The sequence below is a fragment of the Oceaniserpentilla sp. 4NH20-0058 genome, assembly GCF_040371755.1.
Lineage (GTDB): Bacteria > Pseudomonadota > Gammaproteobacteria > Pseudomonadales > Oceanobacteraceae > Bermanella.
In genome coordinates, this window is the sequence record NZ_BAABWE010000006.1 from 33,318 (window position 1) to 47,256 (window position 13,939).

Genomic DNA, 13,939 nt, shown 5'->3' on the forward strand with positions numbered 1-13,939 from the left:
TAGCATGATGGAAACTTAGTTTGGGTAACTTGCTTGATAGGGTATAATCCGAGCACTTTTTTGATAATTCCCCATAAAGGCCTAATTTGGTTAATAAAAGTGGGGAGACTTAGGTAAGTTAATGGATGTAAAACAGTACATGGCACAGGTGGGCCAACAAGCCAGAGCCGCCAGTGTTGCCATCGCCAAAGCCGAAAGTGGTGAAAAAAATCAAGCCTTATTAGCCATTGCCAGTGCCATTGAAAGCGCACGTGATGAATTGATTCAAGCTAATGCTAAAGATATGGTTCGTGGTAAAGAAAACGGCTTAGACGCCGCGTTTCTTGATCGTTTAGAGCTGACCCCGGCACGTATCGATAACATGATAGAAGGGCTGAATCAGGTGGCGGCCTTAGCAGATCCAGTTGGAGGTATTACTGATCTTGATTACCGCCCAACGGGCATTCAAGTAGGTAAGATGCGCGTACCATTAGGGGTGATTGGCATTATTTATGAGTCTCGTCCAAACGTAACTATAGAAGCTGCAAGCTTGTGCTTAAAGTCTGGAAATGCGGCTATCTTGCGTGGTGGAAGTGAATCCATAGAATCGAATCAAGCGCTGGCAAAGTGCATTCGCCAAGGGTTGGCCGAGGCTGGCCTGCCTGAGCACGTGGTTCAAGTAATTGAAACCACAGACCGTGCCGCCGTTGGTGAACTCATCACCATGGAAGAATTCGTCGATGTAGTGGTGCCCCGTGGTGGTAAAAGCCTAATTGAGCGCATTAGCACAGACGCTAAAGTCATGGTAATTAAGCACCTTGATGGTATTTGTCATGTTTACATAGACAGTGATGCGGATTTAACCAAAGCGGTTAATGTATCGATTAATGCCAAAACCCACCGCTATGGTACCTGTAATACCATGGAAACCTTATTGGTGAATGAATCGGTTGCGACCAAGGTGTTACCTCAACTTGCGGCAGCTTATGGTGAGTTGGACGTGGAGTTGCGCGGTTGTGAGCAAAGCCGAGCTATTGTCTCTGATATGCTTGAAGCTACTGAAGAAGATTGGTCTACCGAATATTTGGCGCCTATTTTGGCGGTGAAAGTGGTGCAAGATATGAGCGATGCTATTGCTCATATAAATTGTTATGGTTCTCATCATACGGATAGCATTATTACTGAAAACTATACAAAAGCCCGTCAGTTTTTAAGACAAGTGGATTCCAGTTCGGTAATGGTCAATGCATCAACTCGATTTGCAGATGGTTTTGAATATGGTCTGGGTGCTGAAATAGGCATCAGTACCGATAAAATTCATGCCAGAGGCCCTGTGGGCTTAGATGGCTTAACATCACAAAAATGGGTGGTACTTGGTGATGGACATATCCGTCACTGATCCCTTACCAAGGCAATATGTGGTTATGGGTGGCACATTTGATCCTGTTCATAATGGCCACTTAAAAAGCGCCCAGCAACTGGCACAGACTTTAGGTTACAGTGCGGTTCATCTGATGCCGTGTGGTGATGCCTATCATAAGCAAGGCGTTAGCCAAGCAATTCATCGAGTAGCGATGCTTAAACTGGCAGTGGCTGATGAGCCTTTGTTAACAGTGGATGAGCGAGAAACTAAGCGTCAAGGTGCCACCTATACTGTGGATACTTTAGCGCAGTTACGTGAAGAGTTAGGTCAAGATACTCATATTTCATGGATATTAGGTACGGATGCCGCGTTAGGTTTAAGTGACTGGCATAACTGGCAGCAAGTGTTCAAGTTAGCCAATATTATCTTGATTCACAGGGCGGGGGAGCATCTGCCTAAAGGTGTCACTGATAAATGGGCGGCTAATGAATACCTCGACCCGTTAAGTTTTAAACAGCAAAGCCATGGTGGATTTATTCAGCTTGGTTTAGAACCCTTTCAAGAGTCGTCTACCGCAATTCGACAGGCACTTGAGACAGAACAATCTGTGGACCACCATGTGCCACAGGCCGTATTGAACTATATTGAGCAACATGGGCTCTACCGAGGTAATCACTAAATTCAATGGATGCAGAAAATTTAAGCAAACTTGTAATCGATGCACTAGAGGGCCTGAAAGCCCAAGATATCGTGACTATTGATGTGGCGGATCGCACTTCTGTTACCGATTTCATGATTCTAGCCACTGGTACATCAAGTCGTCACGTGCAAGCCGTGGCAGATAACGTGGCTGAAAAGTCAAAAGAAGCGGGTGTAATGCCTTTGGGCTCTGAAGGCCGCGGCAATAGTGATTGGGTGCTGATTGATTTGGGTGACGTGATCGTACACGTGATGACGAGTCAAGCTCGTGAGCATTATGACCTTGAGCGCTTATGGAGCGAGCCTCGGGTGGCTCAATAACTCATGAAAATTCGTATTCTTGCAGTGGGCGGTAAAATGCCCACGTGGGTTGAGCAAGGCTTCAATGAATACGCTAAGCGCTTACCCAATGATTGCCGATTAGAATTAGTTGAGTTACCACTTGGGCCTAGGGGGAAGAACCAACCTCCAGCCAAAGCCATTGAAAAAGAAGGTCAGGCCATGTTGGCTGCCATGAAGCCGCAAAATACTTGCGTTGCTTTAGAGGTTTTGGGTAAGCCATGGAGCACACCAGTGTTATCTGAGCAGTTGAGTAATTGGCGTATGATGGGCCAAGATGTGGACTTGCTTATTGGTGGACCTGACGGTTTAAGCCCACAATGTTCGGCCAAAGCTCAGTTTAAGTGGTCATTATCGCCTCTGACTTTACCTCACCCGTTAGTACGCATAGTATTGGCAGAGCAGCTTTATCGTGCGTGGACTATTCTTAATAATCATCCATACCATAAGTAAGCTATTGAATTATAAAAATTTTAATTGCCGTTTGGCAGCGGGCTTGAGCTTTGTGTAAGTGATCATTAAATGAGTTTTGCTTTAAAAGATGCACAGATCGAAAAACAAATATTTGCAAAACGTGCTTATCTTGCAGCGTTTTTTGTATTTGTGTTGGTCTGTGTCTTGGCAGGACGCATGGCCTTTTTACAGGTCAGTCAACATGACCTTTATTCGAGTAAGTCTGAAAATAATCGTGTCCAACTGCAACCTGTACCACCTATCCGCGGATTGATCTTTGATCGTAATGGCGTATTGCTGGCGGAAAACCTACCTAGTCATAGTTTGACGATTGTTCCTGAACGGGTAAAAGACATGGACAAAACCCTTGGGTTGGTCCATTCACTAGTAGGACTAACCGACGAAGAAGCAGAAACGTTTCTTAAAAAAGTAAATTCCTATCGTCGCCCTTATGAAGCCATTCCACTTAAATATCGTTTAAACGAAGAGCAAATCGCCAAAATATCAGTGAATAACTACTTCTTGCCAGGTGTGCAAGTAGAAGCTGAGCTGGTACGTCATTATCCAATGGGGGAAGATTTTGCCCACGTACTTGGGTACGTTGGACAAATGAATGAACGTGAAAAAAAACGCCTTGATCCCATCCGCTATAAAGCCACGCGACGCATTGGTAAAATTGGTATTGAGCGTTATTACGAAGATGAGTTACACGGGCAGGTGGGTTATCAGAAAGTTGAAACCAATGCCCAAGGGCGCATCTTAAAAGTACTCGAAAAGCAAAGCCCGATCCCCGGGAAAAACCTCATATTAAATTTAGATGCGCGTTTGCAACGGGCAGCCATGGAAGCCTTTAAGGGGCGTCGAGGCTCTTTAGTGGCAATGGAACCAAACACAGGAGGGGTCTTAGCCATGGTGTCTAGTCCATCATTTGACCCTAACTTATTTGTGAATGGCATTAGCTATAATGCTTACAATGCCTTGCGTGATTCTTTAGATGTACCCTTGTTTGATCGGGCTACACGTGGCCAGTACCCACCGGGCTCCACCATGAAACCTTTTATTGGTCTTGGCTTTCTAGAAACTGGAATTACTAACTGGAAAGAAGAAATAGCGGACCCAGGTTGGTATATGCTTGAAAACGATGAGCGAGTCTATCGAGATTGGAAGCGAAAGGGTCATGGTGAACACATAGATTTACGTCAGGCTATTATTCAAAGCTGTGATACTTACTTTTACGAAATGTCATTCCGAACCGGTATTGATAACTTGCACCCATTTTTATCAAAATTTGGTTTTGGGAAAAACATGGGGTTAGATATTGGCAATGCTTTACCCGCGTTACTTCCAGACCGAGAATGGAAGAAAAAGTACAGAGGTAGGGCTTGGTATGCGGGGGACACGCTTAACTTAGCTTTAGGGCAAGGATATATGTTAGCGACCCCCTTGCAGTTAGCTACCGCCATGAATGTATATGCGGCCAAAGGCAATTGGAATCGAGCTAAGCTGGTGAATTTAATTGATGGTAAGCCATTGGAAGATGACAATAAACCAGAGGATTTAATCATCAAAGACCCTGCTAATTGGGATAAAATGAATCAAGCTATGGAGGGAGTGATTCAACATTACCTAGGTACAGCAAAAGGCTTAAGGCGCAACTTAAAATATCGAATTGCAGGGAAAACCGGTACCGCTCAGGTGGTGGGGATCAAGCAAAATGAAGAATATGATTCAGAAGCCTTGCTTGAGCGTCAACGAGATCACGCTCTTTTTGTGGCATTTGCGCCAGTGGATGCCCCTAAAATTGCAGTGGCTTCGGTGGTTGAAAATGGGGAGTCAGCAGGTAGTACCGCTGGGCCAATTGCTAAGTTAGTGTTAGATAAATTTATCAATGAGGTGCCATCAAGGAAAGGTATTGCGTATGATTTTTAACCTTGAATATTCACTTGATATAAGAATTACTCAAGAGGCAGTGACATAGCATGGCTGGAGACTTTATTCGACAGCTTGATAGTTCAAGCATGTCTCGTGGTCGAGGTATTTTACAGCGTTTTAACATCGACCTTACCATGCTCGTGCTACTTTTATTGCTGTGTGCTGGTGGCTTATTTATTTTATATAGTGCCAGTGGTCAGAATATGGGAATGGTATATCGACAAATGGTCTATTTTGGTTTGGGCTTTTTGATAATTTTCATATTGGCTCAAATAGATCCTCGCTGGTTTCAAATGGCAGCTCCTTGGATGTATGGTATTGGTGTTATTGCATTAATATTAGTGCTGTTAATTGGCGTGGGGGCGAAGGGTGCCCAGCGCTGGCTTAGCGTATTTGGCATGTTTCGCTTTCAGCCTTCAGAGGTAATGAAGCTGGTCACTCCCATGATGATTGCATGGTATTTATCTTCAAGGTTTTTACCTCCAGGACTAAAAACCATTTCTATTGTGCTTATTTTAATTTTCTTACCTGCACTATTAATCTTCAAACAGCCCGATTTAGGAACAGCGCTACTGGTATCGTCTGCGGGGATTTTTGTTTTGTTATTTGCGGGTTTAAGTAGTCGTTGGATCATGCTGGCGTTTGTCATCATTATGGCAGTAGCCCCCATCATGTGGTACGGGGTGATGCATGATTACCAAAAGCAAAGAGTACTGACATTTTTAGATCCAGAAAGTGACCCGCTTGGCTCAGGCTGGAACATTATTCAAAGCAAAACCGCCATAGGTTCTGGTGGTGTAGAAGGCAAAGGATGGCTACACGGTACACAATCTCAGCTGGAGTTTTTACCTGAGCGTCATACTGATTTTATCATTGCTGTTTACGCAGAAGAAAATGGTTTGATCGGCGTATTGATTTTATTGGCACTTTATATGGCCATTGTCATGCGTGGGATTTATATGGCCTCAAGAGGGCGAGACACGTTTTCTCGTTTGTTTGCTGGTGCCTTAATCGTCACATTCTTTATTTATGTGTTTGTAAATATTGGAATGGTAAGTGGTATTTTGCCGGTAGTGGGAGTACCTTTACCATTAATTAGCTATGGTGGTACGTCAATTGTTACCTTGATGGGTGCATTTGGCGTTATTATGTCTGTATATATGCATCGACGGATTTAGTTTATATGAGGTTAAAAGTGATAACCGCAAGTTTGGTTGTGTTATTAAGTAGTTTTTCAGCATCAGCCACGAATTATGACGAGCATCCTAAATTGGATGGCTTTGTAAAGGAGATGGTTGAGAAACATAACTACGATGAAAAAACCATTCGTAGTGTACTGGCACAAGCAGAACGTAAAGAGAGTATTTTAGAGGCCATCTCTCGACCAGCTGAAAAAGTAAAACCTTGGTATGAATACCGCAACATCTTTATTAAACAGAGCCGTATCAAGGCAGGTAAGGCATTCTTAAAAGAACATAAAGCCATCTTTGACGATGTAGAAAAAAAATACGGTGTCCCTCGTGAAATCATCGCGGCCATTATTGGAGTTGAAACCTTTTACGGTCGAATTACGGGTAGTTACCGTGTGATTGATGCACTAGCAACGTTAGGCTTTGATTACCCTAAACGTTCTTTGTTTTATAGAGAGCTTAAAAATTATTTTTTAATGGTACGAGATAATGGCTTGGAGCCATTAGATATTAAAGGCTCATACGCAGGTGCGATGGGGTTGGGCCAATTTATCCCTTCTAGCTACATTAGCTACGCCGTTGATTATGATGGAGATGGCAAAAAAGATTTATGGACCAACACGGGTGATGCCATTGCCAGTGTGGCTTACTATTTTAAACGTCATGGTTGGAAAACAAGTGAGCCAATTGCTAGTTCTGTATCATTGTATAATGCAGAAGCGGACAAATTTGCCAATGAATCGTTATCTCTTAAAGCCACCGTATCACAATGGAAAAGCCGTGGTGTGAATACGCCTAAAAATATTGATGACCAAAATGCAGCGCTGTTTCGTTATGAACTAGAGAATGGTAATGACTACTGGTTGGTGTACAAAAACTTTTACGTGATAACTCGTTATAATCGCAGCAGTATGTATGCCCGAGTAGTGGCTGAATTTAGTGAGATATTAAAGCAACCATGAGACTAACAAAGGCCTGTGCATTAATTTTTGTAGTTTTGTTGCTACAGGCCTGCACTACCTCCCGTTATCAGCAAGCACACGATAGCACTCCACAATTCCACGATCGTATTCTTCATCTTCAAGAGCCTTTGCCTGTTCGTGAGCCCATGTCCCCTCGCGGTAATCCTGATACCTATGAAGTTTGGGGTAAATCATATGAAGTGCAAAAAGGCCTTACACAATACATGCAACAAGGAGTGGCCTCTTGGTATGGAGAGAAGTTTCATGGTCACGACACTAGCAACGGGGAAGTGTTCGATGTGTATCAGTTTTCAGCGGCTCATAAATCCTTGCCATTACCCAGTTATGTGCGAGTTACCAATCTAAATAACCAAAAAAGTCTAGTTGTGCGTGTTAATGATAGGGGGCCATTCCATGAAGACCGGCTTATCGACTTATCTTATGCAGCCGCCGTGCGGTTAGGGTTTGATAAAAAAGGCACCGCTCCAGTTAAAGTCGAATTACTGGCACCACCTTTAGCAGCAAGTGATTATCGCTTCATTCAGGTGGCGGCGTTTCAAGCAGAGCCCTCAGCAAAAAATATGCAGCAAACACTTGTACAAATGATAGGTGAGCCGGTTTCCGTCACTAAAGATGAGCTGAATGGTAAAGTTTTACACAAAGTGCGCATTGGGCCATTGCCTCTTAGCAAGGTAAACGTGGTTCAAGACAAATTAAAATCACAAGAAATACACTCAACCATTGTCTTGCCTTAACAATCCCTATCAGCGTGCTACAATGCGGCACAACTTTTTAACAGTTAAATTAATGGTCATATGCGCTTAATCACTCTTTGTTTACTTTATTTGTTTACCTCAGCTGTTTTAGCAGCACCTGGGATTATTCCTCAGGCCCCTTCTTTAGCGGCTTCTTCATACATATTAATTGATGCAAATAGCGGTGAAGTGTTGGTTGAGCATAATGCCGATAAAGTGCTTCCGCCGGCCAGTTTGACCAAGATGATGACCAGTTTCATCGTCACCGAAGAGCTCGATTACGGCAATATCAAGCAAGATGACCGCACTCGTATAAGCGTAAAAGCTTGGAAAGCCGAAGGCTCTCGTATGTTCATTCGTGAAGGCACTTATGTTTCCATTGAAGATTTATTAAAAGGTGTGATTATCCAATCCGGTAATGACTCTTCCATTGCATTAGCGGAACATGTCAGCGGAACCGAAGAAGCCTTTGTCGATGTGATGAACCAATATGCGGCGCAGCTGGGTATGATCAATACTCGTTTTCAAAATGCCACCGGTTTACCTGCCAAAGGCCATGTTTCTACGGCCCGAGATTTATCTAAGCTGGCTACCCATATCATTAATGATCACAAAGAGTACTACCCGCTATATAAAGAAAAATCATACAAATATAACAATATCGATCAGCAGAACCGTAATAAATTGCTGTTTTGGGACCCTAGAGTGGACGGTTTAAAAACTGGGCATACAGAAGAAGCTGGTTTTTGCCTAGTGTCCAGCGCAACGGAAGGGGATATGCGTCTTATTTCAGTTGTAATGGGAGCCAGCTCTGAACGCAGTCGTGCTCGTGAGTCACAAAAGCTGCTTACATACGGCTTCCGTTACTTCGAAAGTCACCGCCTGTTTGAAGCACAAGAAACCTTACAAACTCATCAAATATGGATGGGTCAAAAAGAAGAGTTAGCATTGGGTGTAAAAAATGGCGCCTTCATTACCATTCCTCGGGGCCAAAAAGGCGAGCTGGATGTTAAATACAGTATCGACGAAGTAATTAAAGCGCCTATTCTTCAAGGTATGGAATATGGACACATGACTGTATCCCTAGGGGATAAAGTACTACTAGATAAACCATTGATTGCTCTAGAGGCTATTGAAGAAGCGGGATTCTTTTCTAGGCTGCTTGATTATATCAAATTGTTCTTTTACTCCTTATTTAGTTAATCCCTTGCAATTACCTGTTTTACAACCATATTGGGGTAAAGCAGGTAAAACCAGACGAATTATGGCTCAGAAATCACAAGCTCCTAAAATTGAATTCCCATGTCCTAATTACCCAATTAAAGTATTGGGTGAAGCGGCAGATGACTATGAAACCTTTGTCGTGGATATATTACGTATCCATGTAACTGATTTAGATGTAGAACGTATGACAGTAAATCATAGTCGTAATGGGCGTTTTACCTCGGCTACTTTTTTTATAACCGCCACCTCTCAGGCGCAATTAGAGGCTCTACACCAAGATTTGATTCGCCACGAGCGCATCAAAATGGTCATGTAATGCAGCTAGGTATTCGTGTGTTAGAAGGGCTTCAGCCCTATGAGCCAATATGGCAGGCCATGAAAACCTTTACGGATACCCGTGACGCAACCACACAAGATGAAATTTGGATATTAGAGCACGAACCTGTTTTTACTCAAGGACAGGCAGGTAAGCCCGAACATTTGTTATTGCCCGGGGATATCCCTGTGGTACAAACGGATCGAGGCGGGCAAATCACCTACCATGGTCCAGGGCAAATCACCGCTTACATCATGGCGGATATTAAGCGTTTAGGTATTGGCCCCAGAGCATTAGTGGATGCGATAGAAAGCAGTATCGTTAACACGTTGGCAGAATATCAAATAGAAGCCTACCCTAAGCCGGATGCACCAGGGGTCTATATTAATGAAAGTAAGATCGCCTCATTGGGGCTGCGTATCCGAAAAGGGTACAGTTTTCACGGCCTAGCATTGAATGTGGATATGAATCTTGAGCCATTTTTACGTATTAATCCCTGTGGTTATGCAGGAATGGCTATGACACAATTAGCGGACCACAGTAAAGATACAGATATAAAGATGGTCAGCCAAAAGCTGGTCGATCAAATAGCAACCTGTTTGCCTTATAATGGCATCCAAGCATTAGGTAGTCACTTGCCATGAGCAATGATCAAAATAAAAAAGTGGTACAAGGTGAGAAAAAACGCGGCGCAGACAAAGTTGCTCGTATACCGATAAAAGTGATTCCCACCGAAACCATGCCACGCAAACCGGATTGGATTCGTGTAAGGATTCCAGCTACCCCTAAAATCAATGAAGTGAAGCAAAAACTGCGTAAGCACAAGCTACATACTGTTTGTGAAGAAGCATCTTGCCCTAATATTGGTGAATGTTTTGGCGGTGGCACGGCAACGTTCATGATTATGGGTGATATTTGCACTCGTCGTTGCCCGTTTTGCGATGTAGGCCATGGTCGACCTAACCCACTTGATGAAAACGAACCGAAAGAATTAGCCGCAGCGATTGCCGACATGGGTTTGCGTTATGTGGTTATTACCTCTGTGGATCGAGATGATTTACGTGATGGTGGGGCACAACATTTTGCCGACTGTATTAGTCATTCAAGAGAATTAAGCCCAAACCTTGAAATTGAAGTATTAGTACCAGATTTTCGTGGGCGCATGGATATAGCGGTGGATATATTGAAGTTAACCCCACCTGATGTGTTCAACCACAACCTAGAAACCGTACCTTCTTTGTATAAAAAGGTGCGCCCGGGTTCAGATTACCAATGGTCGCTGGATTTATTAAAGCGCTATAAAGAAGCATGTCCAAATGTTTTGACAAAATCAGGGTTAATGCTGGGAATTGGTGAAACCAAAGAAGAAGTGATTCAGGTGATGCAGGATATGCGTGATCATGATATCGACATGATAACTCTGGGACAGTATTTACAACCAAGTAAACATCATCTTGCGGTTGAACGTTTTGTTCATCCTGATGAGTTTCATGAGCTAGGTGAGCTGGCCAAAAAAATGGGCTTTAAGCGAGTGGCAAGTGGCCCAATGGTAAGATCTTCTTATCATGCCGATCAGCAAATGAAAGGAGAACCCCTGCTGTAATTTATCAAAGGCTGTTTAAAAAACAGCCTTTAAATAACTTTGTATCGTCAAAGATAATGGAATTTATCAGGCAGTATGAGACTAAATGTCATATTTGGCCGATAAAATGCCCTTATTTGGCGAGTATTTTAACTTTTAACTGTATTAGTTTTGGCCTATTTGGTGAAGATGCGTATAATACGCGCACTATTAAAGTAGACGCCCTCAAAACTATTTCAGGAGTGAGCAACTGATTCATGGCTAAACCTGGCAAGCGTTCAAAAGTATCACAGAAGCGCCCTTCCTATAAGAAAATTCTGAAGCAACAAGAAAACCAACAAGAAAACATTGTCGATCAAATCGCGGCACTGGAAGCGTTGTTGGGTGGTGGCAATGATACCGAGGAAGTGGTTGAAACTCAAAGCGTTGAGTCTCAAAAGGACCCTGAGGAACAAAAGCGCCTTGAAGAAGAGCGCGCAGCGCGCAAAGCAGAGCTAGAAGCACTTGAAGCTGAGCGTACAAAAGAGCGTGCAGCTCGTGAAGACGAGCGCCGTAAGCTGCAGCAAGAACTCATTAAGCAACAAGAAGAGCGTGAAGCTCGATACAAAGAAGAGCAAGAAAAACTTAAGTTGGAACTTCAAGATAAAAAAGAACTTAAGAAACAAATTGCTGAAGGTAAGAAAGAACTTAAGCGTCTTCAAAACCTTGATCGCATCGGCAAGCTAGATGCGACTCAAAAGAAACGTATGACGGAACTGGCGGAATTTATTAAAAGCGGTGTAAAACCTGCTGCTGATAAGCCAGTTAAAAAAGAAGCAGAGCCTAAAAAGGCGTCAGCTAAAAAAGCTCCAGTTAAAAAAGCTGCGGCGAAGAAGACAACGGCTAAAAAAGCCGCTAAAAAAGCAGACGACGAGGTAGCTGAAGAAAAAACCACAGCTAAGAAGTCCACTGCGAAGAAGACAACAGCTAAAAAGTCTACCGCGAAGAAGACCACAGCTAAAAAGTCTACTGCAAAGAAGACCACAGCTAAAAAGTCTACCGCAAAGAAGACCACAGCTAAAAAGTCTACGGCGAAGAAGACCACAGCTAAAAAGTCTACGGCGAAGAAGACGACTACAGCTAAAAAGTCTACTGCAAAGAAGACTACGGCTAAAAAGTCTACTGCAAAGAAGACAACCGCTAAAAAGAGCGCAGATAAATAGTCTTTATTGTGCATTTTTAGTCAATAAAAAACCCAGCCTTAGCTGGGTTTTTTATTGCATGAAGTTTACGTTTAGGGATCAAACTGCTGCAGGTGATTAATGAAATCAGTTTTATTAATCTCGCCAAGAATATTGGCCTCTGTAATTAACTTGCCATCTAGACCATAAAATAGCAGTGCAGGTGGACCGAATAAATTATGGCTTTCAAGATAGCTTTTATGGAAGTCATCGAACGTTGTAATATCAAACTTAATACGTACAAAATTTTCTAGGCTTGCTTGTACCTCAGGGTCTTTAAATAATGTATTGCTCATGATTTTACATTCAATGCACCAGTCAGCATATATATCCAAAAACACAATTTTCTCTTGTTCTTTGGCGTTAAGCAGAGTTTGTTCTAGTTGAACCTGATCACTAATGGATTGAAAGAATGTATCCGTAGTTTTTTGCACAACTTTATTGGTTTGAGTGTTTTCAGTGCCACTGATGGAACTTGGAGCTATGGGTAAACCAAGAGTTAGTTTGAAAATCAAAGCTACGGACAAGCTAAAGCCTAGTAATGCAAAGGCTTTAATTATACGTTGTTTATTGCTTGGTGCTGGCTCAAACGCCCCAAGAACAACTGCATAAACTGCAATGAGTAATATCCAGCCTGATGTGTAGAGTGTCTCAGGGATAAAGCGGCCAAGTAGCCATAAGGCGACGGCAAGCAGTAGCACACCAAAAAAGTATTTCACTGAGTCCATCCATGCACCGGCTTTTGGCATTAAGTGGGCGCCACCTGTACCTATGGCTATTAACGGTAAACCCATACCTAAACCTAGTGCAAATAACGCTAGACCTCCTAGTAGAGCGTCACTTGTCGTGCTTATGTAAAGTAACGCGCCAGCTAAAGGTGCGCTCACACAAGGACTCACTACAATTGCGCTTAACCCGCCCATTAAAAATACACCGATTAAACTGCCACCTTTTTGTTTTTGGTTTAAGTTGTCTAGCGGTTCTTGAATAAAGCGTGGCAAGCGCAGTTCAAATAAGCCAAACATCGCCAAAGCCAGTACGCCAAATAAAGCAGCAAAAATACTTAATACCCAAGGTTGTTGCATGTAGATTTGAATATTAAAGCGCGCACCAAGTGAGCCAACCAAAACCCCTGCTAATGCAAATGTCAGAGCCATGCCCAGTACATAAACGCTGGATAATACAAGCCCGCGCTTGGCCGATAGCGAGTTTTGCCCAGCAATAATGCTAGAAATAATGGGCATCATAGGCAGTACGCATGGGGTAAATGTAAGCCCCATACCTAGAACCAGAAAGGTCAATAAAATAAGTGAAATACCTGCATTTTGTAAAAAGCCTAAAATACCACTGGCCTGAGATAAGTCTTTATCGGTTGGTTGGTTAATAGAGGTTTGTGCTGAAAACGGCTCAATATTTAAAGTAGTGGCTTGCGGCGGATAGCAAAGGCCAATCTCTTGGTCGCAGCCTTGATAACGCATGGTTAGCTGTTGTGTGTTCTTTGGAAGCTGGGATAAATCAATATCCACAGTGGCACTGTAAAAAAACACAGAGACGTCTCCAAAATTTGGATCGCTAATGGTTTGTGCTTTTTCAATAAATTGGAATTGAGAGTAGGGTGATTTATCAGTAAGGGTTAATTTGAATTTATCACGATATAAATAAATATTATCAGCCAGTATAAATTCAACGCGTAACATATGGCTGTTTTGAGTTGTACTGAATTGCATAGCCTTATTTGCAGGTAAAGGGCCGGCGGTTTCACTTGAACCGCCAAACATATTTGCTTGAGAGAGCGGGAGGTGAAGTAAAAAGACAAATACAGTTAATAAAATGCGTTGCAACATGGCCATAATCCAATATTTTTTATACAGACCATGATGATACAAAATAGTGCCATTGCCCAGTGACAATGGCTGCTAAAGCTT

Annotated in this window: 14 protein-coding genes; 13 read left to right on the forward strand and 1 reads right to left on the reverse strand. The window is 42.9% G+C overall.

Features of this window, described 5'->3' with window-relative positions; all coding sequences use genetic code 11:
• The first annotated feature begins 121 nt into the window (after positions 1-121).
• The 13 genes from ABWV45_RS09220 (at position 122) to ABWV45_RS09280 (ending at position 11,996) form a co-directional block, all read left to right on the forward strand.
• Complete coding sequence (locus ABWV45_RS09220; RefSeq protein WP_353350910.1) at positions 122-1,378, forward strand: glutamate-5-semialdehyde dehydrogenase; 1,257 nt, start codon at positions 122-124, stop codon at positions 1,376-1,378.
• The gene (gene nadD, locus ABWV45_RS09225; RefSeq protein WP_353351253.1) at positions 1,359-2,021 is read left to right on the forward strand and encodes a nicotinate-nucleotide adenylyltransferase; all 663 of its coding nucleotides are present in this window, start codon (positions 1,359-1,361) and stop codon (positions 2,019-2,021) included. The genes ABWV45_RS09220 and nadD overlap by 20 nt, the downstream gene beginning before the upstream one ends.
• Positions 2,022-2,026: 5 nt before the next feature.
• A complete protein-coding gene (rsfS, locus tag ABWV45_RS09230; protein WP_353350911.1) occupies positions 2,027-2,362 on the forward strand; it encodes a ribosome silencing factor in 336 nt (111 codons plus the stop codon).
• A 3-nt stretch (positions 2,363-2,365) separates the two neighbouring features.
• A complete protein-coding gene (gene rlmH / locus ABWV45_RS09235; protein WP_353350913.1) occupies positions 2,366-2,833 on the forward strand; it encodes a 23S rRNA (pseudouridine(1915)-N(3))-methyltransferase RlmH in 468 nt (155 codons plus the stop codon).
• A gap of 69 nt (positions 2,834-2,902) precedes the next feature.
• Positions 2,903-4,762 carry a penicillin-binding protein 2 gene (gene mrdA, locus ABWV45_RS09240; RefSeq protein ID WP_353350915.1) on the forward strand — a complete coding sequence of 620 codons (1,860 nt, stop codon included), beginning with the start codon at positions 2,903-2,905 and terminating at the stop codon, positions 4,760-4,762.
• 50 nt (positions 4,763-4,812) lie between these two features.
• Complete coding sequence (gene rodA / locus ABWV45_RS09245; RefSeq protein ID WP_353350917.1) at positions 4,813-5,943, forward strand: rod shape-determining protein RodA; 1,131 nt, start codon at positions 4,813-4,815, stop codon at positions 5,941-5,943.
• Positions 5,944-5,948: 5 nt separating this feature from the next.
• Positions 5,949-6,917, forward strand: a complete 969-nt coding sequence (mltB, locus tag ABWV45_RS09250; protein ID WP_353350919.1) for a lytic murein transglycosylase B — start codon at positions 5,949-5,951, stop codon at positions 6,915-6,917.
• The gene (locus tag ABWV45_RS09255) at positions 6,914-7,672 is read left to right on the forward strand and encodes a septal ring lytic transglycosylase RlpA family protein (RefSeq protein WP_353350921.1); all 759 of its coding nucleotides are present in this window, start codon (positions 6,914-6,916) and stop codon (positions 7,670-7,672) included. The genes mltB and ABWV45_RS09255 overlap by 4 nt, the downstream gene beginning before the upstream one ends.
• Positions 7,673-7,732: 60 nt before the next feature.
• Positions 7,733-8,875: a D-alanyl-D-alanine carboxypeptidase family protein gene (locus ABWV45_RS09260; RefSeq protein WP_353350923.1), complete on the forward strand. Its 1,143-nt coding sequence runs from the start codon at positions 7,733-7,735 to the stop codon at positions 8,873-8,875.
• Positions 8,876-8,879: 4 nt separating this feature from the next.
• Positions 8,880-9,212, forward strand: a complete 333-nt coding sequence (locus ABWV45_RS09265) for a YbeD family protein (RefSeq protein ID WP_353350925.1) — start codon at positions 8,880-8,882, stop codon at positions 9,210-9,212.
• A complete protein-coding gene (gene lipB / locus ABWV45_RS09270; RefSeq protein ID WP_353350927.1) occupies positions 9,212-9,856 on the forward strand; it encodes a lipoyl(octanoyl) transferase LipB in 645 nt (214 codons plus the stop codon). Before ABWV45_RS09265 ends, lipB begins: the two co-directional genes overlap by 1 nt.
• Positions 9,853-10,815: a lipoyl synthase gene (gene lipA, locus ABWV45_RS09275; protein WP_353350929.1), complete on the forward strand. Its 963-nt coding sequence runs from the start codon at positions 9,853-9,855 to the stop codon at positions 10,813-10,815. Before lipB ends, lipA begins: the two co-directional genes overlap by 4 nt.
• 236 nt (positions 10,816-11,051) lie before the next feature.
• Positions 11,052-11,996, forward strand: a complete 945-nt coding sequence (locus tag ABWV45_RS09280; protein ID WP_353350931.1) for a histone H1-like repetitive region-containing protein — start codon at positions 11,052-11,054, stop codon at positions 11,994-11,996.
• Between the two features lie 71 nt (positions 11,997-12,067).
• Here the strand turns inward: ABWV45_RS09280 and dsbD are convergent, their stop codons facing one another.
• The gene (dsbD, locus tag ABWV45_RS09285) at positions 12,068-13,858 is read right to left on the reverse strand and encodes a protein-disulfide reductase DsbD (protein WP_353350933.1); all 1,791 of its coding nucleotides are present in this window, start codon (positions 13,856-13,858) and stop codon (positions 12,068-12,070) included.
• Between the last annotated feature and the right edge of the window lie 81 nt (positions 13,859-13,939).